Source organism: Blastococcus xanthinilyticus (assembly GCF_008124835.1).
Classification (GTDB): domain Bacteria; phylum Actinomycetota; class Actinomycetes; order Mycobacteriales; family Geodermatophilaceae; genus Blastococcus; species Blastococcus xanthinilyticus.
Window position 1 is genome coordinate 239,212 of the sequence record NZ_VNHW01000004.1, and the last position, 23,969, is coordinate 263,180.

General features: G+C 73.1%; 22 protein-coding genes, 1 tRNA gene, 1 pseudogene and 1 riboswitch. Of the genes and pseudogenes, 13 read left to right on the top strand and 11 right to left on the bottom strand.

The genetic code is table 11. The annotated features are described in order from the left end of the window. The first annotated feature begins 55 nt into the window (after positions 1–55). From BD833_RS08300 to BD833_RS08315, 4 genes are all read left to right on the top strand, one after another. Positions 56–1,024 carry a beta-ketoacyl-ACP synthase III gene (locus tag BD833_RS08300; RefSeq protein ID WP_166532651.1) on the top strand — a complete coding sequence of 323 codons (969 nt, stop codon included), beginning with the start codon at positions 56–58 and terminating at the stop codon, positions 1,022–1,024. 130 nt (positions 1,025–1,154) lie between these two features. After that, the gene (locus tag BD833_RS08305; RefSeq protein WP_166532652.1) at positions 1,155–1,397 is read left to right on the top strand and encodes an acyl carrier protein; all 243 of its coding nucleotides are present in this window, start codon (positions 1,155–1,157) and stop codon (positions 1,395–1,397) included. 134 nt (positions 1,398–1,531) lie between these two features. Next, complete coding sequence (locus BD833_RS08310; RefSeq protein WP_166532653.1) at positions 1,532–2,773, top strand: beta-ketoacyl-[acyl-carrier-protein] synthase family protein; 1,242 nt, start codon at positions 1,532–1,534, stop codon at positions 2,771–2,773. A 77-nt stretch (positions 2,774–2,850) separates the two neighbouring features. After that, complete coding sequence (locus BD833_RS08315; RefSeq protein ID WP_166532654.1) at positions 2,851–4,263, top strand: acyl-CoA carboxylase subunit beta; 1,413 nt, start codon at positions 2,851–2,853, stop codon at positions 4,261–4,263. A 248-nt stretch (positions 4,264–4,511) separates the two neighbouring features. Here the strand turns inward: BD833_RS08315 and BD833_RS08320 are convergent, their stop codons facing one another. Together BD833_RS08320 and BD833_RS08325 are read right to left on the bottom strand one after the other, a co-directional pair. Beyond that, positions 4,512–5,012, bottom strand: coding sequence for a DUF3145 domain-containing protein (locus BD833_RS08320; protein ID WP_166532655.1), 501 nt, complete (start codon positions 5,010–5,012; stop codon positions 4,512–4,514). 447 nt (positions 5,013–5,459) lie between these two features. Further along, on the bottom strand, positions 5,460–6,581 hold the full coding sequence (locus BD833_RS08325) for a GGDEF domain-containing protein (protein WP_166532656.1): 1,122 nt from the start codon (positions 6,579–6,581) through the stop codon (positions 5,460–5,462). Positions 6,582–6,734: 153 nt separating this feature from the next. On the opposite strand from BD833_RS08325, the gene BD833_RS08330 reads away from it, so the two are divergent. Beyond that, the gene (locus BD833_RS08330; RefSeq protein ID WP_166532657.1) at positions 6,735–7,610 is read left to right on the top strand and encodes a maleylpyruvate isomerase N-terminal domain-containing protein; all 876 of its coding nucleotides are present in this window, start codon (positions 6,735–6,737) and stop codon (positions 7,608–7,610) included. Here BD833_RS08330 and BD833_RS08335 read toward each other — a convergent pair. Together BD833_RS08335 and BD833_RS08340 are read right to left on the bottom strand one after the other, a co-directional pair. Beyond that, on the bottom strand, positions 7,607–8,242 hold the full coding sequence (locus tag BD833_RS08335; protein ID WP_166532658.1) for a TVP38/TMEM64 family protein: 636 nt from the start codon (positions 8,240–8,242) through the stop codon (positions 7,607–7,609). The genes BD833_RS08330 and BD833_RS08335 overlap by 4 nt on opposite strands. Positions 8,243–8,312: 70 nt before the next feature. Further along, a complete protein-coding gene (locus BD833_RS08340) occupies positions 8,313–9,518 on the bottom strand; it encodes a murein hydrolase activator EnvC family protein (protein ID WP_243737528.1) in 1,206 nt (401 codons plus the stop codon). A 40-nt stretch (positions 9,519–9,558) separates the two neighbouring features. After that, a riboswitch (cyclic di-AMP (ydaO/yuaA leader) is annotated at positions 9,559–9,711 on the bottom strand. A 178-nt stretch (positions 9,712–9,889) separates the two neighbouring features. Between BD833_RS08340 and BD833_RS08345 the strand changes: the two genes are divergently transcribed. The 3 genes from BD833_RS08345 to BD833_RS08355 all read left to right on the top strand — a co-directional run bounded on the left by BD833_RS08345 (position 9,890) and on the right by BD833_RS08355 (position 12,567). Then, positions 9,890–9,966, top strand: a tRNA-Ile gene (locus tag BD833_RS08345). Between the two features lie 603 nt (positions 9,967–10,569). Next, positions 10,570–12,009 (top strand): ApeA N-terminal domain 1-containing protein, encoded by a 1,440-nt coding sequence (locus BD833_RS08350; RefSeq protein WP_166532659.1) that lies wholly within the window; start codon positions 10,570–10,572, stop codon positions 12,007–12,009. Between the two features lie 183 nt (positions 12,010–12,192). After that, a complete protein-coding gene (locus tag BD833_RS08355) occupies positions 12,193–12,567 on the top strand; it encodes a phage major capsid protein (protein WP_166532660.1) in 375 nt (124 codons plus the stop codon). Positions 12,568–12,829: 262 nt separating this feature from the next. On the opposite strand, the gene BD833_RS08360 is transcribed toward BD833_RS08355, so the two are convergent. Further along, on the bottom strand, positions 12,830–13,732 hold the full coding sequence (locus BD833_RS08360; RefSeq protein ID WP_166532661.1) for a DUF6602 domain-containing protein: 903 nt from the start codon (positions 13,730–13,732) through the stop codon (positions 12,830–12,832). Between the two features lie 248 nt (positions 13,733–13,980). Between BD833_RS08360 and BD833_RS08365 the strand changes: the two genes are divergently transcribed. Together BD833_RS08365 and BD833_RS08370 are read left to right on the top strand one after the other, a co-directional pair. Beyond that, a complete protein-coding gene (locus BD833_RS08365) occupies positions 13,981–14,469 on the top strand; it encodes a hypothetical protein (protein ID WP_166532662.1) in 489 nt (162 codons plus the stop codon). Between the two features lie 248 nt (positions 14,470–14,717). Further along, positions 14,718–15,269 carry a GIY-YIG nuclease family protein gene (locus tag BD833_RS08370; RefSeq protein WP_166532663.1) on the top strand — a complete coding sequence of 184 codons (552 nt, stop codon included), beginning with the start codon at positions 14,718–14,720 and terminating at the stop codon, positions 15,267–15,269. A 6-nt stretch (positions 15,270–15,275) separates the two neighbouring features. Here the strand turns inward: BD833_RS08370 and BD833_RS08375 are convergent, their stop codons facing one another. From BD833_RS08375 to BD833_RS08395, 5 genes and pseudogenes are all read right to left on the bottom strand, one after another. Continuing rightward, the gene (locus tag BD833_RS08375) at positions 15,276–16,193 is read right to left on the bottom strand and encodes an AEC family transporter (protein ID WP_166532664.1); all 918 of its coding nucleotides are present in this window, start codon (positions 16,191–16,193) and stop codon (positions 15,276–15,278) included. 69 nt (positions 16,194–16,262) lie between these two features. Next, positions 16,263–16,706 (bottom strand): hypothetical protein, encoded by a 444-nt coding sequence (locus BD833_RS08380; RefSeq protein WP_166532665.1) that lies wholly within the window; start codon positions 16,704–16,706, stop codon positions 16,263–16,265. 5 nt (positions 16,707–16,711) lie between these two features. After that, positions 16,712–18,109, bottom strand: a complete 1,398-nt coding sequence (locus tag BD833_RS08385) for a PGAP1-like alpha/beta domain-containing protein (protein WP_166532666.1) — start codon at positions 18,107–18,109, stop codon at positions 16,712–16,714. Further along, a complete protein-coding gene (locus BD833_RS08390; RefSeq protein ID WP_166532667.1) occupies positions 18,096–18,866 on the bottom strand; it encodes an ESX secretion-associated protein EspG in 771 nt (256 codons plus the stop codon). The genes BD833_RS08385 and BD833_RS08390 overlap by 14 nt, the downstream gene beginning before the upstream one ends. Further along, positions 18,863–19,399, bottom strand: a pseudogene (locus BD833_RS08395) (WXG100 family type VII secretion target); the annotation flags it as partial. The pseudogene BD833_RS08395 and the gene BD833_RS08390, both read right to left, overlap by 4 nt. Positions 19,400–19,455: 56 nt before the next feature. Here BD833_RS08395 and BD833_RS08400 point away from each other — a divergent pair. Continuing rightward, positions 19,456–19,866 carry a PaaI family thioesterase gene (locus tag BD833_RS08400; RefSeq protein ID WP_166532669.1) on the top strand — a complete coding sequence of 137 codons (411 nt, stop codon included), beginning with the start codon at positions 19,456–19,458 and terminating at the stop codon, positions 19,864–19,866. A gap of 3 nt (positions 19,867–19,869) precedes the next feature. Here the strand turns inward: BD833_RS08400 and BD833_RS08405 are convergent, their stop codons facing one another. Then, positions 19,870–21,159 carry a hydroxyacid-oxoacid transhydrogenase gene (locus BD833_RS08405; RefSeq protein WP_166532670.1) on the bottom strand — a complete coding sequence of 430 codons (1,290 nt, stop codon included), beginning with the start codon at positions 21,157–21,159 and terminating at the stop codon, positions 19,870–19,872. Between the two features lie 151 nt (positions 21,160–21,310). Between BD833_RS08405 and BD833_RS08410 the strand changes: the two genes are divergently transcribed. Together BD833_RS08410 and BD833_RS08415 are read left to right on the top strand one after the other, a co-directional pair. Further along, positions 21,311–22,279 carry a cyclase family protein gene (locus BD833_RS08410; RefSeq protein ID WP_208092429.1) on the top strand — a complete coding sequence of 323 codons (969 nt, stop codon included), beginning with the start codon at positions 21,311–21,313 and terminating at the stop codon, positions 22,277–22,279. A gap of 9 nt (positions 22,280–22,288) precedes the next feature. After that, positions 22,289–23,950 carry an AMP-binding protein gene (locus BD833_RS08415; protein ID WP_166532672.1) on the top strand — a complete coding sequence of 554 codons (1,662 nt, stop codon included), beginning with the start codon at positions 22,289–22,291 and terminating at the stop codon, positions 23,948–23,950. The last annotated feature ends 19 nt before the right edge of the window (positions 23,951–23,969 follow it).

The following is a 23,969-nucleotide window of genomic DNA, read 5'->3' on the forward strand; positions in this document are numbered from 1 at the left end:
GACAGAGCACCGCACCCGCGGTCACGTGCCCGACGAGCGCCGGCGAGGAGTCCGCGTGACCGCCCTGAAGCTGCCGCCGGTGGCCGCCGGCGCCCGCATCCTCGGCTTCGGGAGCTACCGCCCCCGCCGCCGCGTCACCAACGACGAGCTCGCCCAGCGGATGGACACCAACGACGAGTGGGTCCAGAGCCGGGTGGGCATCGCCGAGCGCCGCTGGGCCGAGCCCGACGAGACCCTCGTGGAGATGTCGGTCGCGGCGGGCGGCAAGGCCCTGGCGGCCAGCGGCCTGGACGCCGGCGACATCGACCTGGTGCTGCTCGCCACCACCAGCCCGCCGAAGGCGATCCCCGGCCTGGCGCCGCGGATCGCGCACCAGCTCGGCATCCCCCGCCCGGGCGCCTTCGACGTCAACGCCGGCTGCGCCGGCTGGTGCTACGCGCTCAGCGCGGCCGCCGACGCCATCCGCAGCGGCACCGCGCGCAACGCCCTGGTCATCGGCGGCGAGCGGCTCACCGACTACACCAACCTCGACGACCGGGCGACGGCGGTGATCTTCGCCGACGGCGCGGGTGCGGCGGTGGTGACCGCGTCCGACGAGCCGGCCATCGGCCCGGCGGTGTGGGGCAGCGACGGCGACCTGCACGAGGCGATCGCCATCCCACCGGACGAGACCGGCATGAGCATGGCCGGCCAGGCGGTGTACCGCTGGGCCACGACCAAGCTCACCGACACCCTCGTCGAGGCCATGCGCCGGGCCGGCGTCGGCCCCGAGGACATCGACGTCTTCGCGCCCCACCAGGCCAACCTGCGGATCATCGAGCTCATGGCCAAGCGGCTCAAGCTGCCCGAGCGCACGGTCATCGCCCGCGACGTCGTCCGGTCGGGGAACACCTCGTCCGCGTCGGTGCCCCTGGCGCTGGCCGCCCTGATGGAGAGCGGCGAGGCGAAGAGCGGCGACCTCGCGCTCCTGCTCGGCTACGGAGCGGGCCTGACCTTCGCCGGCCAGGTCGTCATCCTCCCGTGACCCCCACAGACCCCCGGGGCATCCCGCCCCGGACGACGAACGGCCCCGTCCAGGGCACCGCCGCGCGCGTGCGAGCGGTGGGCAGGACGGGGTCGGTCTACCGCCCCACCCGAGAGAGAGGACCCGTCGCGTGAGCAGCACCCAGGAGATCCAGTCCGGTCTGGCCGAGATCCTGGAGGAGGTCGCCGGGGTGAGCCCTGCTGACGCCACCCCGGAGAAGTCCTTCACCGACGACCTCGACGTCGACTCCCTGTCGATGGTCGAGATCGCCACCGCCGTCGAGGACAAGTTCGGCGTCGCGATCCCGGACGACCAGCTCGCCAACATCAAGACCGTCGGCGACGCGATCAGCTTCATCGAGAAGAACCAGTAAGCCCCTCCCTGCCCCCCGCGCCTCGCACGCCGCGCGGGAGCCGCAGGGAACTCGGGTCCCGCCGGCCGACCGCCGGCGGGGCCCGGCTCCACCGATCCGGCCCCACCCGGCCGTCGCCCGCACGAGGAGATCCCATGAGCTCGTCCACCACTGACGTCGTCGTCACCGGCCTCGGTGCCACCACGCCGCTCGGCGCCGACGTGGCCAGCACCTGGGATGCCCTGCTCGCCGGGCGCTCGGGGGTCAGCCGCATCACCGACGAGTGGGTGCAGGAGTTCCCCGCCCAGCTCGTCGCCCGCCTGGCCACGGACCCGTCCGAGCAGATCGACCGGGTGCGCGCCCGGCGGCTGGACCGCAGCCAGCAGGTCGCCGTCATCGCCGCCGAGCAGGCCTGGGCCGAGTCCGGGGCCGCCCACGCGGGCGTCGCCCCCGAGCGGATCGCCGTCGTGTTCGGCACCGGGATCGGTGGCGCGCTGACGCTGCTCGGGCAGGACGACGTCCTCGAGGCGAAGGGCCCCAAGCGGGTCTCCCCCTTCACCATCCCGATGCTCATGCCCAACGGCCCGGCCGCCGCCGTCGGGCTGGCCATCGGCGCCCGGGGCGGCGTGCACGCCCCGGTCAGCGCCTGCGCCTCCGGCGCCGAGGCCATCCGCTGGGGCCTGGACCTGCTGCGCTTCGACCGGGCGGACATCGTCCTGGTCGGCGGCGCGGAGGCGTGCGTCCACCCGCTGCCGATGGCCGGCTTCGCCGCGATGCGCGCCATGTCCACCCGCAACGACGAGCCCGAGCGCGCCTCCCGCCCCTTCGACAAGGGCCGGGACGGCTTCGTCCTGGGCGAGGGCGCCGCTGCGCTGGTCCTCGAGCGGGCCGACTCCGCCGCCGCCCGCGGCGCCCGGGTGCACGCCCGGCTGGCCGGGGCCGGCGCGACCGCCGACGGCTACGACCTGGTGGCCCCGCACCCGGAGGGCGAGGGCGCCGGCCGCGCGATCACCGCCGCCCTGCGCGACGCGGGCCTGTCGGCCACCGACGTCGGCCACGTCAACGCGCACGCCACCTCGACGCCGGTGGGCGACACCGCCGAGGCCGCCGCGATCCGGTCCTCGCTCGGCGAGCACGTCATGGTCAGCGCCACCAAGAGCCAGACCGGCCACCTGCTGGGCGCCGCCGGGGCGCTGGAGTCGGTGTTCACCATCCTCGCCCTGCGCGAGCAGATCGTCCCGGCGACGGCGAACCTCGACGACCCCGACGACGACGCCAACGTGCAGTCGCTCGACATCGTCCGGCAGGAGCCCCGCAAGGCCTCGCTCACCGCGGCGGTCAACGACTCCTTCGGCTTCGGCGGGCACAACATCGCGCTGGTCTTCACCACCGCCTGACGCAGGACCCCGTCCCCTCCCCCCCGCGCAGGCTCCGGGCGAGCCTCCGGACGGGGCCACTAGACCCGGAGGTACCCGTGACGACAGCCCAGGCGGCACCGCCGCTGCCCGCTCCCGACCCGCGCGACCCCGAGGACCGCCTCCGGCGGTTCTTCGACGAGGGCTCGCTGCGCCCGCTCGGAGCCCGGGACACCTCCGGGGTGCTCGCCGGCCGCGGCACGGTCTCCGGCAGCCCGGCCGTCGCGTTCTGCACCGACGCCACCGTGATGGGTGGCGCGATGGGCGTCGACGGCTGCCGGCACATCGTCGACGCGATCGACACCGCCCTGCGCGAGCGCGTCCCCGTGGTGGGCATCTGGCACTCCGGCGGCGCCCGGCTGGCCGAGGGCGTCACCGCGCTGCACGCCGTCGGCGAGGTGTTCGCCGCCATGGTTCGCGCCTCCGGCCGGATCCCGCAGATCTCCGTGGTGCTCGGCCCGGCCGCCGGTGGCGCGGCCTACGGCCCGGCGCTCACCGACCTGGTCATCATGGGCCCCGCGGGACGGGTGTTCGTGACCGGCCCCGAGGTCGTCCGGTCGGTGACCGGCGAGAACGTGGACATGGAGAGCCTCGGCGGCCCGGACACCCACGGCCGGCGCAGCGGCGTGGTGCACGTGGTCACCGACTCCGAGCCGGCGGCGCTGGAGACCGCCCGGCTGGCCGTCGACCTGCTCGCCGCCCAGGGCACCTTCGGGCCCGCGGCCGAGCAGGCCGGCCCCGACCTCGCCACCTTCCTCCCCGAGCAGACCAACCGGGCCTACGACGTCAAGCCGCTGGTGTCGGCGGTGCTGGACGAGCCCGGCCTGGAGCTGCACCCGCGGTTCGCGCCGAACGTCGTCACGACCCTGGGCCGGCTGGCCGGGCGCACGGTGGGGGTCATCGCGAACAACCCCCTCCGCCTGGGCGGCTGCCTGGACTCGGCGTCGGCGGAGAAGGCCGCCCGCTTCGTCCGGATGTGCGACGCGTTCGGCGTCCCGCTGGTGGTGCTCGTCGACGTCCCCGGCTACCTGCCCGGCGTCGGCCAGGAGTGGGACGGCGTCGTGCGCCGCGGGGCCAAGCTGCTGCACGCCTTCGCCGAGGCCGTGGTGCCGCGGGTGACGCTGGTGACCCGCAAGTCCTACGGCGGCGCCTACATCGCCATGAACTCCCGGTCGCTCGGGGCGACGGCGGTCTTCGCCTGGCCCGGCGCCGAGGTCGCCGTCATGGGCGCCAAGGCGGCCGTGGGCATCCTGCACCGCAAGAAGCTGGCCGCGGCCCCCGTCGGGGAGCGCGAGGCGCTGCACGCCCAGCTGGCCGAGGAGCACGAGCGGATCGCCGGCGGGGTGAACCGGGCGCTGCAGATCGGCGTGGTGGACGAGGTCGTCGATCCGGCGGGCACCCGTCAGCGGCTGATCGAGGCCTTGGCCGCGGCGCCGCTCGGCCGCGGGGCGCACGGCAACATCCCGCTCTGACCGGGGCCTGAGCCCGCGCGCCCTGCCGCGGCAGCGATGTCCCTGGTCCCGACGTCCCGGGACCAGGGATGTCAGCGCCAGGGACACCGCCGGGCCGCCGACCGCGGCCGGGAACGTGGAAGGGCCGTCCCGGCGTCGCTTCCCCGACGACGCCCGGACGGCCCGTTCCAGGCTACGACGTTCCCCCGGGGCGCCCGGGAGTGTCGTAGCGGACTTGTTACCCGGCCCCGCCGCGGCGGGGCCCGGGCTCAGACGACCTGGTGGAGCCAGGTCACCGGGCTGCCGTCGCCGGCGTGCCGGTAGACCTCGAGATCGGCGTCCCAGGCCGCGCCCAGCAACTGGTCGACACCGTGGCGGAAGGCCTCCACGGAGGTCGCCGTGGCCGCCAGGTGGCGCAGCTGCTGCTCGGTGACGATGAGGTCGCCGTTGGCGCTGGTGGGCGCGCGGAAGACCCCGTGCCCGGGCACGTAGGACATGCGCTCGCCGTCGTTGCCGTAGCTGGCCTCTTCGGTCACCTCGAAGCGCAGCATCGGCCACGCGCGCAGCGCAGCAACCAGCTTGGCGGCGGTTCCGGGCGAACCCGTCCACGCCACCTCGGCACGGTAGGAACCGTGCGCCGCGGGCTGCTCAGCCCACGACAGGGAGACCGGCGCGCCGACGACGCGTTCCAGCGCCCACTCGACATGCTGGCAGAGCGCCTTCGGGCACGCGTGCACGAAGACGACACCCTGGGTAGACCGTCGCTGCACGGGGCACCTCCATCGACTCGATCGGTCTCGTCTTCCCCTACGGACCCATCGAATTCGGTGACGCGCCGTTATCGGCAGTGGCGGAGCAGGGCTCCCACGACAAGTCTGCACGATGGTGACCCCATCGCGCCAGCCCGGGAGGGACTCCTGGGACGAAAGTGACTACAGCGCCTGTCGTCGCCGTCTTGTCCCTGGTCAGCGGCTGATATCACGATCGCGGAGGTCGCGTCCAGTCGTCCCAGGGTATTCACAGGTACCCCTGCGTGACCCCACGGTGGCCGCGTGCGAGACCCGGGGTCGTGCGACGCTCAACGAGCCGCCGCGCTCACGCTGAGTGATGATTCGAGCAGGCACTCCCGGTCATCGGCCCCGGTGACCAGCGCGAGCGCCGAGAGTCTGGTCACCGTGCGTGGCGAGGCCAGCACGACGGGTGGGTCAGTTGCGAGATCAACCGCCCCGCGCGCTGACCCGGTCGCCGCCGCCGGTCTTCGCCCGGTACATCGCCACGTCCGCCCGGTGCAGCAGCTCCTCCACCGCGTCCCCGGGCTCGATCGCGGCCAGCCCGACACTGGCCGTGACCCCGTAGCGGGCGCCGGTGGCCGCGACCGCCGCCCGCAGCCGCTCGGCGAGCAGCGCGGGAGAGAGGTCGTCGGTGACGGCGGCGAGAACGGCGAACTCGTCGCCGCCGAGCCGCGCGACGGTGTCGGTCTCCCGCACGGCCCCGCCGAGCGCCGACCCGATCGCGGTCAGCAGCGCGTCGCCGGCGGCGTGCCCGCCGGTGTCGTTGACCGCCTTGAAGCCGTCGAGGTCGACCAGGCACACGACCGCCGGGTGCCCCTGGCCGGCGGCGCGCACGGCGCCGGCGAGGCGCTCGAGGAACAGCCGGCGGTTGGGGATGCCGGTGAGGGCGTCGGTGGAGGCCAGCGCCTCCTGGGCGCTGATCAGCAGCACCTGCCGGTCGTAGCCGGCCCACGAGTTGGCCGACGACATCGCGCAGACGATCGTGAAGATCCCCATGACCGCCACGAAGAACAGGCCCCCCGTGGTCAGGCCGGGCAGCTCGACGAGGAGCAGGTAGGCCACCGTCATCAGGGTGCCCATCGCGACCACGCCCTGAGGCGGGTAGGCCACCGCCAGGTAGGTGAGGGTCAGGAACAGCAGCGCGTCCAGCGGGCTGGTCGCGCCGCCGTCGAGCCGGGTTGCGGTGATCACGACGACGGCGGTGGCGAGGGTCCAGCCGTAGAAGAGCGTCGGCCCGCGCCAGTCGCGCATCATCGCCCGCAGCGGCAGCAGCAGGACCGCCGGCGTGCAGACGACCACGATGCCGGCCAGCGCGAGCAGCGCCGCGGTCTCGCGGGTGGGCTCGGCGGTGAGGAGCACGTACCCGATGACGGCGGCCGCGGCGAGCTCGGTGACCAGGACGCCGATCCGCACGTGCCGCACCCAGTAGGCGACACGGGCGTCGTCGCGGGCCAGCGTCCGGTACAGACCGGCCCGCAACCCGGCCAGCGCGGGGCCGGAGGACGCCCCGCCCACCGCCCGCCGGTCCGCTGCCGGGTCCTCGCTCACCCCATGCCGATCGGGCCGATCCGGCGACTGCTTGACGCGCGCCTCCCCCACCCGGGTGAGCCGGTCCCTGGACGTCCGGCCGGATCCATGCCTGCCCCGCCGGCGGCCGGGTAGGGGCCCCGTGTGGGAGGACACGAGCGCACGCACCAGGGCATGGCCGACGCCGGCCGGGACGAGGTCGCCGGGATGGTCCTCGGCGCGTGGGACGCGTTCATCGCACAGGCGGAGACGGTCGACCTCGACCGGAGCTCGCGCCTGCCTGGCTGGCGCGCGCACGAGATCTGCGTCCACCTGGGGTGCTGGGACGACCACGCGGCCCTGCGCGACCTGATCGCCTCGGCCCGCTCGGGCGACGGGGGCACCCCGCCGGACCCCGACGCGGTCAACGCCCGCATCACCGCCGCGCACCGCACCGCCTCGCGCGACGAGGTGTTCGCCGCGCTGCACCGCAACCGCGAGGCGACCGCCCGGTACCTCGCCGACGAGCCGACCGAGCTCGACACCGCCCCGGCGCTCTCGGTCGTGGGCCGGGTGCCGCTGCTCAGCGTGGTGCTCGGGCAGGCCTACGAGCTCGCCGTGCACGGCCTGGACCTGGTGTCCTGCGGAGCCGCACCGCCGCCGGCCGACGTCCTCCAGTCGGGGCTGGCGGCGCTGACCGACGTGACCGGGGCGCTCGCCGCCGGCACGGGGGTGCACGGCCGGGTCACGCTGGTGACCCCGTACGGCGGCTGGGGCTTCACGGCCGACCGCCAGGGCTGGCAGGTGCGCCGGACGCCGGCCGGCGTGGTCGAGGGCCCCGCGGTCGAGGCGGCGGCCGACCTCCTGCTCGACGCCGCGTCCGGCCGGGTCAACCCGGTTCCCGCGGTCGCCCGCCGCGCGCTCAAGGTGCACGACGTCGGCGGGCTGCTGCAGCTGGCGCCGATCGTGCAGCAGGTGCCCGGCATCCCCGGCGGACCGATCCTGCAGCTCGCGGCGCGCACCGTCGGCGGCGCCGGCGGGCTGCTGGGCCGGCTCTTCGGCCGCGGCTAGGAGGCTCCCCCGCGCCGTGCGCGGCGGCGGTGCCACCACCACCCGGCCCCGGCGAGCAGCAGCACGGCCAGCACGACGAGGAGGGCCGCCGCGCCTCCGTCCACCCAGCCGGCGACGAGGGGTACCGACGCCCCCAGGCCGACCTGCACGACCGTGCTCGGCACGAGCCCGACGGCGGTGGCGGCGAGGAACGGCGCCGGCCGGACCCCGCTGAGGCCCGCCCCGTAGCTCACGACGGCGAAGGGCAGCACGGGGATCAGCCGGGCGGTGAGCACCCAGGCGAACCCGCGTTCGGTGAGCGACCGGTCGGCGCCGTTGAGCCGCGGGCCGGCCCACTGCAGCGCGGCCTGCCGGCCCAGTCCGCGGCTGAGCGCGAACGCCGCCACGGCGGCCAGCATGCCGGCGGCCATCGCCACGGTCAGGCCGGCCCCGAACCCGAGCAGGCCCCCCAGGAGCACGGAGACCACCGACCGCGGGACGGGCGCCAGGAGAACGGCCGTCGAGCCGGCGACCAGCAGGAGGCGTGTCCCGAGGCCGCCCTCGTCCAGATCCGCCCGCAGCTGACCGACCGACGGCAGGTCCGTCGTCAGCGCAGCGACCGCTCCGGCCGCCAGCACGACGAGCAGCACCACCACGCGGAGCCGGCCGGGCTTCCCCTCCGGCCGGGCACCACGCGCGGCGGCGGGACCCCGCGTGGCGCCGTCAGCCGCAGCTGCCGCCGAGGGAGACCCCGCGCTCCGCCAGCCACGGCACCGGGTTGTCACGGCTGGCGTACAGCCCGCCGTGGTGCACCTCGAAGTGCAGGTGCGGGCCGGTGGACTGGCCCTTGTTGCCGACCTCGGCGATCTGCTGACCGGCGGTGACGACCTGCCCGGCCTGGACGAAGAACTGGTTCACGTGGCCGTACACCGTGATGGCGCCGTCGGGGTGTTGGACGGCCACGGCCAGGCCGAAGCCGCTGGCCGGGCCGGCCTGCAGGACGACGCCCGGCTCCGGCGTGAACACCGGGGTGCCGATGGGGGCGGCGATGTCCACCCCGAGGTGCATGGTGCCCCAGCGGGCGCCGTAGCAGGAGGTCACCCGGCCCTGGGTGGGCGCGATCCCGCCACCGCTGGCCGACAGCGTGCTCACCGACTTCTCCGCGGCGTCCAGCCGGGTCCAGGTGGCGGCCGGGTCGGCGTCGCCCTGGACGGCGAGCATCTTGATCTCCGCCTCGCGCAGCTGGGCCTCCAGGGCCGCCTTCTCCGCGGTGAGGGCGTCGAACTCCGCCTGCGCCTCGGCGAGCAGCTGGTCGGCGACCGTCTTGGCCTCCTGCGCCTTCTTCGTCGCGGCGTCGCGCTCGGCGACGGCGGCCTTGGCCTCGCGGTCGAGGCGGGCCTCCCGCGCCTCGGTCACCTGGAGGTCCTCGAGCACCGTGGCCCGCTCCTTGCCCAGGTGGTCCAGGGTGGCGGCCTGCTGGATCAGCTCCCCGGGGCCGTCGGCGTGCAGCACCATCTCCATCTCGCTGAGCGCCTCGTCGGCGCCCATGTAGGCCTCGCGGCCGATGGTGGCGACGTCCTCCTGGGTCTTCTCGACCTCCGCGCGGACGGCGGCGAGCTCGGCGGCGATGGCGTCGGCGTGCTGCTGGGCGGTGACGAGCGCGGCCTCCGTGGCCAGCACCACGCCGCTGGCCTCCTCCGCCCGCAGCGTCATCTGCTCGAGGCGCTCCTCGGCGCCGCGGAGGCGCTCGGCGAGGCCGGAGACCTCTGCGGCGACGCGGTCGTGCTCGGTCCGGGCGTCGTCCGGCGCGGCGGAGGCGCCGGGGCTGCCGAGCATCGTCAGCGCCAGGAGCGCGGTGAACGCGGTCACTCCCGCGGCGGTGCGGCGGAGACCGAACCGGCGGGTCGCGAACCGGCGAGTGGTCGACACGGTGCGGTGGTGCTGGTGGTGCGAGGTCGCCAAGGCGACGTTCTCCGTTCCTCGGTCCGCCTACCAGGTCAGCTGACGGGTTCGGGCCGGAACGTGGCCCTACCTGTCCACCCGTGGAGGCGCGGACGGGATTCACCCCAGAAAACGATGGGTCCCCGGTCTCCCCGGCCATCAGGCCGGGCAGCTCGGCGGGGCCCGCCCGAGCCTCCGGGTTCGGGGGCGGGATCGGGTGGACCGCGACGAAGGCTACAAGCGATCCGGCGACATGTCACAGCGAGATAACGGATCGATCCGGTCCGCCCCAGGCGCCCCACGGCGTGGCGTCGGCGTGGCGTCGGCGTGGTGGCCGCGTCTGGCAGGCTGTCGGGACCGGGGCGGTAGCTCAGCCGGTCAGAGCATGGGACTCATAATCCCTGGGTCGTGGGTTCGAGCCCCACCCGCCCCACCACCTGCATGATTGCACTCTGCGAATGAAGCACACGGGAGCAAGACCCTAGGACTGTAGCCTTCGGGGAGGGGCAGGGACGGCGTCCGACCGACCCTTCAGCATCCTGACGGAGCATCCCGATGGCTCGCGCCACCAAGCAGCCGGTGGTCGTCGACGGCATCGAACTGTTCGATCTGCTGGACGACTGGCGCACCCACCTGTGAGCTCGCAACGTCGCGCCGTCCACGGTGGACAGCTACGTCATCTGCGCCCGGATGCAGCGCGCCGAGGTGGAGCGACTGGCCGCCCGGCTCCACGAGCCCGACGACCTCTGGGCCTCTGGGGTGGAGCTGGTCGAGCTGCTGGACGAGAACGGTCGACCAGCAGCGGGTCGCGGAGGCCGTCGCCGCCCTGGCCGACAGCAAACCGCACCTGATGAAGCCGCCGCGTGTGTCGAACTTCGGGCAGGGCACCCGCACGCCGGTCGACATGGGCAGCGGCACCACCTGGGGATCGGTCCTGCGCGGGCAATGAGCCCAACGTCGACCGGCCGGTGAGCCCTGAGGGGTTCACCGGCCGGTGGACCCCGCTGTACGACCCGCGTGCGGCGCTCGGACATGAGGTATGCACGACGACATGACTGCGGGGAGTCCCGAAAGGGAAGCAAGCGGGACCTGGTGGGACCCGCAACGGCCAGACCTCAAGATCTTCGGCCGCCTGACATTCGGCGGGACAGTCCCGCAGTTGGTGCTCGAGGGCGCTTTTCCGGAAGAGATGGGCGACGAGGTCGCCTTACCTCGCACTCTGCACGGCGAATGCTTCTCAAGACCTTTTACTCTCCATCGAGTCATCTCGACCGAAACTACGCAGCGTCGAGACGAGTGGCGAGCCACCTATCGGGTGCAGACGGTGGTCGAAGGTTGCCACATTGACCCGGCGGCGAAGTCTGTAGAACGAGTGCTTGTGAGATTTGCAGGCCTAGAACGCTGGATCTCCGATCGCGTCTTCCGTCACGACATCCCCCCGGAGGACTTCGGCACCGACGTCGTGACCTATAAACCCGCTCCGAGTCGAGAGGTGTCGGTGTCAGGTGAGACGCCAGGTGTACTTAAGATTTGGAGCAATAGTGTACTCCAGGGCACCGGCGTCGGGTCCAGGGTGCTAACCATCCAACACTCCGCGCAACTGGTGTTCATCGCGGCAGACGCAATGACACTCGACCATGCAACGTCCGCGATTGTCTTTCCACTGAAACAAGTTATGAGCATGTTGTTGGATACGGCTGCGATCGAGGAGTCGGTGTCAGTTCGGCTTGCGGGCGACGACGAGATGCACGAGGGCCACCCGCTGCACGACGAGAGAATCACGCCGGACGCGGAGGACCCTCTCGGAAGTCGCCTCGACTTCCTGAAACTGCCGGACGCTGGTCTGGAGGTGATGGCCTCGTGGCTGGAGCTTGCTCCGAGGTATTCGGAGGTCGCCGCCTTGGCTACAGAGGCGCTGCACGGGCATCTGCCCATCCAGAGCAGTCTGATCGCTGCGACTGCGGCGGCCGAGGGGCTGCATCGGCTTCTTATGCCTGACGACCGACTGTTGGGCCGGACCGAAAGTAGGACACTGCGGAAGAAGCTCGTTGAAGCCGCAGGCGCGGAGCACCGTGATGTCGTTCTCAACACCTTGAGTTCACTGGGTGAGGTCAGCTTGCGTACCCGGCTCGCTCACCTCGCTGAGTCGCTCGGCCCCGCCATGACGCAGCTTGTCACCGACCCCGACGCTTTTGGCGTCAGACTGGCTTGGTTCAGGAATCGCCACGCCCATCTGCTCGATAACGAGGCGCCACCCTTGGCGAACCCTGCGAAAGAGGATGCCGAGTGGATAGCCCAAGTCACGCTAACGCGCATCTGTGCCCGGGTGGTTGTAGCAAAGCTATTGACCTTGTGCGCTTGTGATGCGACGGTGCTAGGAAACGCGTTGCGCGCCTCGGCCGATGTTCAGTCGTGGAAAAGTCAGGCGCGCGAACTGATGCCCGAAGTAGTAGCCCCTGGACCTCAGGACATGATCTAGAGGGAACTCTCTTGGCTTCTTTGAAGCTGGAGATATGGCACAATGAGGGCCGTTAGCTAGTCTGGCAGATTCGGCCTTTGGTCCCTGTCGGGCACCAATGCGCCAGCGGCGCACCTAAGGGTCTGCGGCCCAAGGGATCACCTCCCATCAACACCGGGGCTGACCTCTTCGGAGCCAGCGCGCATGAACCTGAGCACCGGCACCGCCGGACCCCTCCTCACCCCGGAGCAGGTCGAAGACCTCCTCGTCCTGCCCGTCCTGGCCGCATCCGTGGCCCTCAACCCGCTGGTCCCCACCGTCGTCCGGCTCACCGGCTCGACCTACCGGATCCCCAAGGTCACCGCCGACCCGTCGGCCGCGTGGGTGGCCGAGGGCGCGGAGATCCCCGCCAGGGACCTCACGACCAACGAGCTGGTCGTCACCCCGTCCAAGGTGGCTGGGCTCAGCGTCATCACCTCCGAGCTGGCCGAGGACTCCTCGCCGGAGGCCACCACCGAAGTCGGTGCCGGGCTCGCCCGTGACGTCGCCCGCAAAGATCGACGCCGCCTTCTTCGGTGACGTCGCCGTCAACGCCCCGCCAGGGCTCGACAGCCTGACAGTCGGCGAGGGCAACGTGCAGGACATAGTCGCCGGGACGGCACCGATCAACCTGGACGCCTTCGCCGAGGCGCAGATGGTGGCCGGGAACGTCGGGACGGGACCTGAGGAGCTTCGTCACCAACCCGACGACGGCGCTTGTGCTGGCCAACATCTGCTGGCCGCGCCAAGCGGGCCAGTCAAAGGGCCGCACGACGCAGCCCGTACGCGCGTGGTCGACCTGCTAAAAGGACGTCGCCCAGTCGGGTCCGCCACCGCCATACGCCTTGTGGCTCAATTGGCTACGTACGTCGGCGGTGAAGACTGCGTCAAGTGGCCATCGCCGTTGCGGTCCGCTGCCCTGGCCGCCGGTTGTGAGGCGAAACCCGTCCGCAAGTCCGGTTAGTGCGGGATTGGTGAGTGAAAGTCGCTCGTAGAGCCATGAAATGAGCATCGCTACGGGCTGCGGTCCGCTACTGCCGATCATTGCGGTGCTCGCCGAGACGCCCGCCGTCGGGATAGCTCCGTTGGGGATGTAGGGCAGGTACATCTGATTCCACATGCCGAGGTCCGCGATACAGACGACGTCTAGACTTTCGCGGGGATGCTGCACGAGAGTCTCATCGTTCAGCTCCAAGTTCCGTGCGACATTGTCCCACGGTGCGGAGGCGGGAGATGTCCATGAGTGACTGTGCGCCAAGTATCCGAACGGAAAGGGTCGTAGCATTTCGCTGCGCGGTGTGCCGTTGCGCGGCTTGAGTCCACGGCTCAACTTAACTGCGGATTCGGCCGCTTCGCGGAGTCCGGCGGCGTCCGCCGTGAGCTTCACGGAGAAGGCGGCCGCCACTCCTGCCGCCAATACCCGTTCTTGAACCCTTAGTGCCGTCGGATACGACGGCGCGAAAACCACAATATCCGTTTCAAATTCATCCCCATCCCCATCCGCTTCTGGCAGGATGTACTTCCTGCGCCCTACCTCATAGCCAGGGGGCAACCACTCGGTAAGAAACTGGACCCATGTCGCTTCTGCGCCATGGCCAACCTGCTGGATGCGGGCTGGTGTCGCGGCGTCCGCTCGGAGGCGCGCGTACTCGTGGCCCATCTTGTCGGCCACCATCTCAAGCCACTCGTGATGCGCGTGCTGCATGTGCTGACCGTGGCAGGGGTCTCGGGCCCTCGCCAGCTGTGGGCGCGGTAGAACGCCGTCCCAGTGATGACGGTGCTCGACCCGGCGTCAAGGCCGACCGCTGCGGACTCGCCAGGCGTACCGAGGGAGCGCGCTGCCACCCAGGTGTGACTTTGGGCCGCCAACTTGCTCCATCTGACGTTCCCCGACCTGAGCGGCCACGCTATGGGCAAGTTCCGTTACCGGCGCGGCCCATAGGGTGGCTAACTGTGGCGAGCTACTGGGTCCCCGTCATCACAGCTAGCGGCACGGTGCTGGCGTCCATCATCACCGGCTTCATCGCCGCGAAGGTCAAACATGGCTGGGACCAGGAAGACGCCCAGGAGACCTGGGACCGCGAGCGGGCCGAGCGACGGCGAGACGAAGTCCGGGACGCGCTGATGGCGTACATGACGGCGCGGGACGCCATGGAGTTGGAGGTCATGCAAGCCTTCACGCAGGCCGCCGCTGGCTCCCCGATGACGCGGTCCGACCCCGTGCCCGCAATCATGGCCTTGAAAGGCTACGCGAGCCGTGTGCAACTGCTCGTGAACCAGGCAACCTCAGCCACGATCGGTGCAGACTTCGACCGTTTCACGACTTGGTACAAGGAACCGCCAGTGACCCCCGGCTCGGGGGGCAACGGCGCGAGCATCAGTACGACCCAGGGCATCCGGGACTTCGCCCGCACCGTCCTGAAGGACTTGCCGCTCGCGTAGCTACCCCGGTCCGCGCGCGGTCCTCCACCCCTTCGCGGAGTGTCTCCGTAGGACCCAAGTACTGGACGCATTTCGGGGCTGCGCGACCTGCGTTTCCGCAGGTACGCACAGTTTTGTTGGGCCGTGAGTGCTCATAATCCCTGGGTCGTGGGTTCGAGCCCCACCCGCCCCACGTTCTCGCGTGTGTCCCACTTCCCCGACGACGACGCCGAGCCTCGCTGAGCAGCGGGCGGTGAGAGGCTGCGGACGTGACGGATGCCGCCGCGGTCGCGCGCGAGCTGTGCGGCCCGCCCACCTCCGCCGCCGATACACCGACGACGGTGCCGCGCGAGTCCGGTCTGTACGCCTGGTGGGCCGCGCCGGGAACGCTCCCCGAGGTGTCCGGCCCGGCGCACCCGACTGCCGGTGGGCTCGAGCTGATCTACATCGGGCTGGCTCAGGACCTGCGCAGCAGGGTGGCCGGGAACCACCTCCGGGGTCCGACCGGCTCCTCCACCCTGCGCCGCGCGCTGGTCGCGCTGCTGATGCCCTCGGAGGGCTACACCACCCGGTGGACGACCGACCGCGTCGTCCCCGTCGACGCGGACGAGCTGAGGGTGTCGGAGTGGATGCAGGCCCACCTGCGGGTCACGTGGGCCACCCATCCGGACCCGAAGGCCGTGGAGGGCGAGGTGATCGCCCAGCTGGCCCCGCCACTCAACCAGCTGCACAACAAGACGCACCCGTCGTACCGGACGATCAAGGCGGCCCGCGCCGCCTACCGGGCGTCGGCCGGGCCCCGACCGCAGCGCACCGGGTGAGGGCGCTCACCCGGTCAGGGCGAACCACACCGGCAGGGTGAGCAGCGCGGCCGTCGTCGCCACGGAGGTGTGCGCGGCCACGAAGCTGCCGTTCCCGCCCATCCGGGCGGTGAGCACGTAGGACGCCGTGGCCGGCGGCACCGCCGCGAATGCCAGGACGACGGCCCGCTGGTCGCCCTCCACGCCGAGCAGCGCCGCCAGCCCGAGGCCCACGGCCGGCACCGCGACCAGCTTGACCACCGTCAGGTAGCCCGAGGCCAGCCACTCCCGCGGCGCCAGCTCCGCCAGCCGCAGCGCGGCACCGACGGTGAGCAGCCCCATCGGCACCGCCGCGCCGGCGATCCGGCCGAGCGTCGTGTCGACCGGCGCCGGCAGCGTGAGGCCGACGAGGTTGCCGGCCAGGCCGGCGACCGTCGCGATGATCAGCGGGTTGCGGACGACGGCGGCCAGCACGCCGGCGCCCGGTCGCGCCCCGGGCGACCCGGCGGTGCTCCGTGCCAGCGCCGTCACCGCCAGGACGTTCACCAGCGGCACGGAGACGCCCAGCAGGACGCCCATGAGCGCGAGCGCGGCCAGCCCTCGGTCGTCGACGAGGGCGAGGGCCAGGAAGGTGTTGAACCGGAACGCCGTCTGCCAGCCCGACGCCGCCGTCAGCCGGTCGATCCCGGGCAGCCAGCGCACGACCGCGCCGAGCAGCGCGCCCGCCACCAGCGCCCCCGCCGCAGCCACCAGGGCCGGCCCGGTGCCCGCCGCGCCCAGGTCGGCAGCCAGGGTCGTGCGCACGAGCAGGACCGGGAAGAGGACGTAGTAGACCAGCCGCTCGAGCTCGGTCCAGAACGCGGGCGAGCGCCAGGCCCAGCGGCGCAGCACCGTGCCGAGGACGATCAGCGCGAACTCCGGCAGCACGACCGCGGCTGCCTCCACGACCGCAGACTAGCCATGGCCGAGCACGCCTCCGGCCAACGCTCGGGGCGGGCGCGTCCGCCGGCGCGCTCAGTCGGCGCGGGGACCCAGCTCGTCCTCGACCGCGTCGCGCTCCACCTCGTCCAGCAGGTTCACCGTCCGCGAGATCCCGCTCGGCGGATCCGCCGGGTCGATCACGCTGACCGCGATGACGTCGAGCGGCGCCAGGTCGCTGTCCCACACCAGTCGGAGCGCCTCGTCGTAGGTGGCTTCGGCGTCGGCGTCCGGCTCCACCGTCACGTCGACGGCCGCCGTCGCGGACACCGTCAGGTCGTCCCGGTAGCGCACCTCCGCTGCCGTGACGCCGTCCCGTGCGGTCAGCTCGCGCTCGATGTCCGCCCGGGTGCCGGCGGTGCGCTCCTCCGGGCTGCCGGCCGGCCCCTCACCGCTCAGCCAGCCGCAGCCGGCCAGCGCCAGGACCGCGGGCAGCAGCAGCGCCGCAGCCGGCCGCCGGCGGCGTGGGAGGGAGCTCACTCGGGTCATCTCCTGCCGATCGCGTAGACGTGGGTGACCACCGTGGCCGGCTCGCCGGGGGCGACGAGGAACGGCGCGGCGCCGGCCCGGAACGCGGCGATCGACGGGTCGTCGCTGCGGTCGACGGCCCGGGCACCGGCCTCGTACGCGGTGGCCACGCCGTGGTTGGCGCCGATGCTGCCCTGCTGGGCATCGAAAGTCACCGTCGTGACGTTCGGGTCGTCGTCGTTCTCGCGGGCGTCGAGGTGCGGCACCAGGTCGTGCACGTTCTCCAGGGCCAGCACCTGCACCGGCGCGGGAACGCCGGCACGGGCGATCGGTGAGCCGGCGGTGACGACGCTGCGGACGTCGAAGTCGAAGTCGGGGGTGCCGGCGTCGGCGGCGGCCTGGGCGGCGACCATGCCGCCCTGGCTGTGGCCGACCAGCATCACCGGGTCCGTCGACCCCGCCCCGGCCCGCCGCAGGGCCTCCGCGACCGCCGCCTGACGGGTCGTCGCATCGCCACCGAGCACCCGCACGTTCGTGCCGAGATCGTGGGTCTGCGGATTCACCGTCGCACTCGGCGGGTTCCAGTCGGCGGTGCCGGGGATGTCGACGACGTAGGCGCGGGTGCCGTCGGCGTGGCTGATCACCCGCACGTCGATCTGGTCCGTCCGGGAGTTCGACGCGGCCGCCCGGCGAGCCAGCGCCGCCACCAGGTCGGCGACGTCCCGTGGCGGGGCGGTCGCCGCGGCGCCGGCGTCGTCGGGGAGGTCGGTGACGACCGGGGTGCCGTCGGGCCACAGCTGCCCGAGCCGGCCGGCGGCGGCCCGCACGTCCCCACCGCCGAACCACGGCGCGGCAGCCGGCGCCAGCACCCCGACCAGGCCGGCGGCGCCGGGGAGCGCACCGGCCACGTCGTCGACGAGGCCCGGGTGCTCGGTCAGCCACAGCTCGGGGTCGTGCAGCAGGACGGCGGCGTCGGCTCCCGTGCCGGCGGGGTCCACCAGCCCCCGCGCGAGGACGCCGGCCAGCAGCACGCCGCCGGTCACCGGGAGGAGGAAGCCGCTCGCCCAGCGCAGGTCGTCGGCGAGCTCGGCCAGCGACGCATCGGCGGCGGCATAGGTCTCCGCCGCCGCCTCCAGTGCCAGCGCGCGCCCGGCGAAGGTGGCGGCGAGCGCGGTCAGCCCGCCAGGGCCGTCGAGGGCGTCGAGCAGCGCGGCCTCGAACCGGGCCACCCCCGCCGGGTCGAGCAGCGCGGAGGCGAGCAGATCCGGGTCGACCAGCACCGGGTGGCAGGCCGCGCTGGCGCGGGCCAGCAGCTCGGCCAGCCCGCTGCTGCTCCGGGCGAGCGTCGCCAGGTCCTCGAGGTCGGCCTCCAGCCCGCCGGCGCCGCCCCGGACGGTGATCTCAGGCGAGGTCATCGGAGGCCTCCAGGAGCGCGCCCACCGCCGGCGCCACCCACGCGCCCAGCTCCTCCGGGCGCACGGGGACGACGTCGACCAGGCGGCGCGCCGAGCCGTCCGCCAGCGGGCGCAGCCCCACCCAGCCGCCGTCGGTCGCCAGCCAGGAGACCTGCCCCGCGGCGACGGCCCCGCCGGTCCGGCCGAGCACCAGCGCGCTGAGCGAGCCCGCCGCGCGCCGCAGCAGCTCCCCGGCGAGCGCGGTCTCGTCGGGCCCGTCCGACGCCTCCGCGGAGGGCTCCTCCAGCAGCGCCAGGGGCAGCCGCCCGGACGGCGGCCGCTCCGGCTCGGCTCCCGACGGCGCCCCGGTCACCGCCGCAGCCGCCGGCACCGCGCGCGCCAGCTCGGCGCCCAGCCGCACGGCCGGGGCGACCGACAGCTCGACCGATCCGCCGGGCAGGGTCAGGAGGACGACCACCATCCCCCGGCCGAGGGCGAACCAGCCGGACCGTTCCCCGCCGGGCCCGGCCACCGTCAGCCGCACGGTCAGCAGCGGATCCCGCAGGAGCGCGAGGTCGGCCGACACCGCCGGCACCGGGTGGGCGCCGTCGGCGGTCAGGACGCCGCGCCGCGCCAGGGTGGCCGCGGCGGCGTCCCAGGCGCGCCCGTCCACCGGACCGGCGCGGAAGGCCGGTGGCGCCGCGGGCAGGCGGTCGCCGGTCAGGACCGACCACTCCGCGGGCCCGAGGACCAGCCGCCGCGACGGTCCCCCGCTCACCACAGCCCCAGCCGGCTCAGCCGCCCGGCGGTCGCGCGCCACGCGTCGGCGCCGACCTCGGGCAGCGCCCCCACGACGTCGGCCACGTCGGCCGCGAGGTCGCCGCCCCGCGCGGCCTGATCGGCCAGCCACCCGCGCACCTCGCGCTCGGCGCGGGCGATCGCCGCCTGCCGCTCGCGCACCTCGTCGGCGTGCCGGCGCAGCAGCTCCGCGGCCTCCTCCACCCGGCCGGCCACGGCGTCGACGTCGGCGCAGTCCCGGGCCATCCGGTCCCGGTACACCGCGGCCGCGTCGGACACCCAGCGCGCCCGCGCACCGGACCGCCGGTGCTCGTCGGCGGCGGCACGGACCTGTGCCGCGCGCCCACGCAGCTCGTCGGCGAGCGCGTCCAGGGCGGCCGGATCTCCGTACACGCCCACCACCACCCCTCCGCCGACCGGAACCGCGGGAAGCGTAGGGCGGTGCGCGCACCCGCCGGGAGCAGCGCGGAGGGGGTTGTGGACGATCGGGGCGCTCCACAGCCCGCACCCGCCGGCTCCCTGCCCGGCGCCTAGCCTGCGCGCCCCGCCCGCCCCGAGGAGATCCGCCCGTGCCCTCCGCCCTCGACCCGCGCGTCCAGGCCGTCCTGGACATCCCGCTGCACCGGTTCCTGGAGGTGGGCCTGCGCGAGGAGCAGGACCCCTCGGCGGGCATCCGGTTCCCCGTCGGCCCGGCCGCCCAGAACCCGGCCGGGATGCTCCACGGCGGGATCGTCTACGCGCTGCTCGACGTCGCCTCGTTCCTGGCGCTGCTCCCCCAGCTGTCCGCCGACGAGCACGCGGTCACCCACGACGTGGCCGCCTCGCTGCTGCGGCCGGTGCGCGCGGGCGCCGTCGTGGACCTGTCGGCCACCGTTCTCCGCCGGGGCCGGGCGGTGGCGTTCATGCGCGCCGAGGCCACCGTCGACGGCCTGCTCGTCGCCACCGGCCAGGTGACGAAGACGGTCCTCACTCCCCGCTGAGGGTCACCACAGCGCCAGCGACCGGCGGAAGATGCCGGCCAGGTCGTCGTCCGTGACCAGGCGGGGGCAGGTGGCCAGCAGGCGCTGCTGCTTCATGGCGCCGTCCACCAGGTCGGGGATGTCCCCCTCCCCGAAGCCGACCGCGCCCACCCCGTTCGGGATGTCGATGTCGCGCATCAGGTCGGCCAGCACCGTGGGCAGGAACTCGGCGAGGTCGGCGGGCCGGTCGGCGCCCGGGGCGAGCAGCTCGGCCGCGCGCACGTGCCGCTCGGGCGAGGCCTCGAAGGTGAACCGGAAGGCCTCCGGCGCGGTCAGCGCCACCGACATCCCATGCGGCACCATCGCCTCGCCGGCCGGGTAGTCCTTGGGGTGGAAGTCCTTCACCTGGCCGGCGATCGGGTAGGCGTTGGCGTGCGGGATGTGCACGCCGGCGTTGCCGAAGCCCATGCCGGCGAAGGTCGCGGCCATCGCCATCTCGGCGCGCGCCTGGGTGTCCTCGCCGTTGCGGACGGCGGTGCGGAAGGAGCCGGCCAGCAGGGTCATCGCCTTCTCCGACCACATGTCCGAAATGGGGTTGGAGCCGCAGTAGGGCACCCGCTGCTCGGGGGACTTGTGGTCGTAGGTGGTGTACCAGCGGGCGGTGTAGCTCTCCAGCGCGTGGCACAGGATGTCCATGCCCGACGCCGCCGTGACCCCGGCCGGCTGGCTGCGGGTGAGGTCGGGGTCGATGACGGCGAGGGTCGGCCGGAGCCGGGCGTGGCTGATGCCGGTCTTCACCCGCGCCGAGATCACGTCCATCACGCAGATCGTGGTGCTCTCCGCCCCGGTGCCGGTCGTGGTCGGCACGGCCACCAGCGGCTTGAGCGGCTCCGGCGGAGCCTGCCCCTTCCCCACCGGCACGTTGACGTAGTCCATGAGCTCGCCGGGGTTGGTCGTCAGCAGGTTGATGGCCTTGGCCGTGTCGATGCTCGACCCCCCGCCGACGGCGACGAAGGCGTCCCACGGGCCGGAGGCCCGCGCCTCCTCGATCGCCGCGGTGAGGCTGACGTCGGTGGGCTCGACGTGCACGCCGTCGAAGACCCGCGCCTCGATGCCGAACTGCGCCATCTGGTCGGCGACCCGCTGCGGGTGGCCGGTGGCGGCCACCCCGGGATCGGTCACCACGAGCACCCGCTTCACCCCGTACCGGCTGAGGTCGTAGCCGATCTCGTCGGAGGAGCCGCTGCCGAACTTCAGCTGCGGCGCCCCGTAGGTGAAGACGGACTCGGGGTTGCCGGGCACGGTGCTGGTCATGGGGTCTCCCTGGGCTGAACTGCTGGAACGGCGGCGCGCGGTTGCACCGAATGTTGCACGCCGGTTGTGGCTGGCACCACACCGGCGAACACTCCGGTGCACTGCCCCGTCCGTCCGCCGGACGGGCCGCCGACCAGCCCAGGAGGCCCCAGTGACCGACACCCCCGTGACCGCGCCGTACCTCGGTGAGCTGCTCAAGGACGCGCCGAGCAACTGGGGCAAGTGGGGGCCCGACGACGAGGTCGGGGCGCTCAACTACCTCGGGCCCGAGCAGGTGCTCGCCGCCGTCAAGCTGGTCCGCTCGGGGAAGGTCTTCACGCTGCAGCGCCTCATCGGCGACCCGAAGGGCGACCCGGTGTGGCCCGGCCGCACCCCCGCCGTCCGCACCCAGGTGCTGGACGAGAGCGACTGGGACGAGGGCGGCAAGGGCGCGGACTACCCCGGCGGCCTGCACTACGCCGACGACAAGATCGACGCCTACCTGCAGGGCTCGACGCAGTACGACGCCCTCGGCCACCTCTGGTACGACGGCAAGATCTGGAACGGCTTCGACGCCCGCACCACCGTCGGCGGCCTGCAGAAGGCCAGCGTGGAGCCGATCGCCCAGCGTGGCGTCGTCGGCCGGGCGGTGCTGCTGGACATGGCCCGCTTCCGCGGCAAGGCCACGCTCGAGAAGGGCGAGACCTTCACCCACGAGGACCTCGTCGCCTGCGCGGAGGCCCAGGGCACCCCGATCCAGAAGCGGGACATCCTGGTCATCCGCACCAACTTCCTGCAGCTGTTCCACGAGCAGGGCGAGGCGTTCTACGAGGGCTTCAACGAGCCGGGGCTGGTCTACTCCCCCGAGCTCGTGCAGTGGTTCCAGGACATGGAGATCCCGAACCTGGTCACCGACACGATCGCCAACGAGGTCACCTTCGACCCGAACAACGGCGTCGCCCTAGTGCTGCACAACGCGCTGATGCGCAACCTCGGCGTGACGCTCACCGAGATCGCCGACCTCGAGCAGCTGGCCGCCGACTGCGCGGAGGACCAGCAGTACGCCTTCCTCTACGTCGCCGCGCCGCTCAAGGTGGCCAAGGCCGCGGGCACGCCGGTCAACCCCGTCGTGATCAAGTAACGGCCCGGCATGAGCGCCTACGACGAACGTCCCTGGCTGGCGCTGTACGGCGACCAGCCGGCCGACTACGCCATCGAGTTCGAGAACGCTCTGGACATGTTCCGGGCCGGGGTCGAGCGGGACCCCGACGGCGTCGCCCTGCAGTACTTCGACGGGTCGATCACCCGCCGCGAGCTCGACGAGCTCAGCGACGCCCTCGCCACCGGGCTGCTGGCGCACGGGTTCGGCCCGGGCGACCGGCTGGCGGTCTACCTGCAGAACGTGCCGCAGTTCGTCATCGCGATGGTGGCGGCCTGGAAGGCCGGCGGGGCGATGGTCTCGATCAACCCGATGAGCCGGGCGCGCGAGCTGTCCTACCTGCTGAAGGACTCCGGCGCCTCGGTGCTGCTGGCCCTGGAGACGCTCTACGACGAGGTCGCCGGGGACGTCGTCCCGGACACCGACGTCCGGCTGGTGCTCACCACCAGCGCGCTGGAGTTCCAGACCCGGGACGACGAACGGCTGTTCGCGGGCGTCACCCGGCAGCGGCACGAGGGCACCACCGACCTCCTGGAGCTCGTCGCCGCCCACCGCGGGGAGGTCCCCCCGCCGGTCGGCCTCCGCCACGACGACGTCGCCTTCCTCACCTACACCTCGGGGACGACCGGTGTGCCCAAGGGTGCGATGAACACCCACCGGAACGTGGTGTTCACGGCGCAGGTCTACCGCGACTGGGTGCACGCCGGCCGGGACGGCGCGATCTTCGGCGTCGCCCCGCTGTTCCACATCACCGGGCTGATCGGGCACGTGGCGGTCAGCCTGCTGGCTCCGGCGCCGCTGGTCCTGGCCTACCGGTTCGAGCCGCAGGTGGTGCTGGACGCGTTCGCCGAGCACCGGCCGGCCTTCACCATCGGCGCGATCACCGCGTTCACCGCGCTGCTCAACGCACCGGGGTTCACGAAGGACCACTTCGCGTCCTTCACCTCGATCTACTCCGGCGGCGCGGCCATCTCCCCCACCGCCGAGCAGAACTTCCTGGCCGCCACCGGCACGCAGGTGCACAACGCCTACGGGCTGACCGAGACCACCTCGCCGATGACGGTCACGCCGTTCGGCTCGGCCTCCCCCGTCGACCCGACCTCGGGGGCGCTCTCGGTCGGCGTCCCCGCGCCGAGCACGATCGTGCGCATCCAGGACGACGAGGGCCGCGACCTCCCGCTCGGGGAGATCGGCGAGATCGTGGCCGAGGGGCCGCAGGTCGTCGCCGGCTACTGGGGCAAGCCGGAGGAGACGGCGGCCGGGCTGCCCGGCGGCGCGCTGAAGAGCGGCGACGTCGGCTTCATGAGCCCCGAGGGCTGGGTGTTCATCGTCGACCGCAAGAAGGACATGATCAACGCGTCGGGGTACAAGGTGTGGCCCCGCGAGGTCGAGGACGTGCTGGCCGAGCACCCCGCGGTGCGGGAGTCCGCGGTCGTCGGGGTGCCGGACGAGAAGCGCGGCGAGACGGTGAAGGCGTTCGTCAGCCTGAAGCCGGGAGCCACCACCACGCCCGAGGAGCTGATGGCGCACTGCAAGGAGCGGATGGCCGCCTACAAGTACCCGCGCATCGTGGAGCTGATCGACGAGCTGCCCAAGACGGTCACCGGCAAGATCCTGCGCCGCGAGCTGCGCGACGGAGGTGGAGCCGGCTGAGCCGGGGACAGGCGCCGTC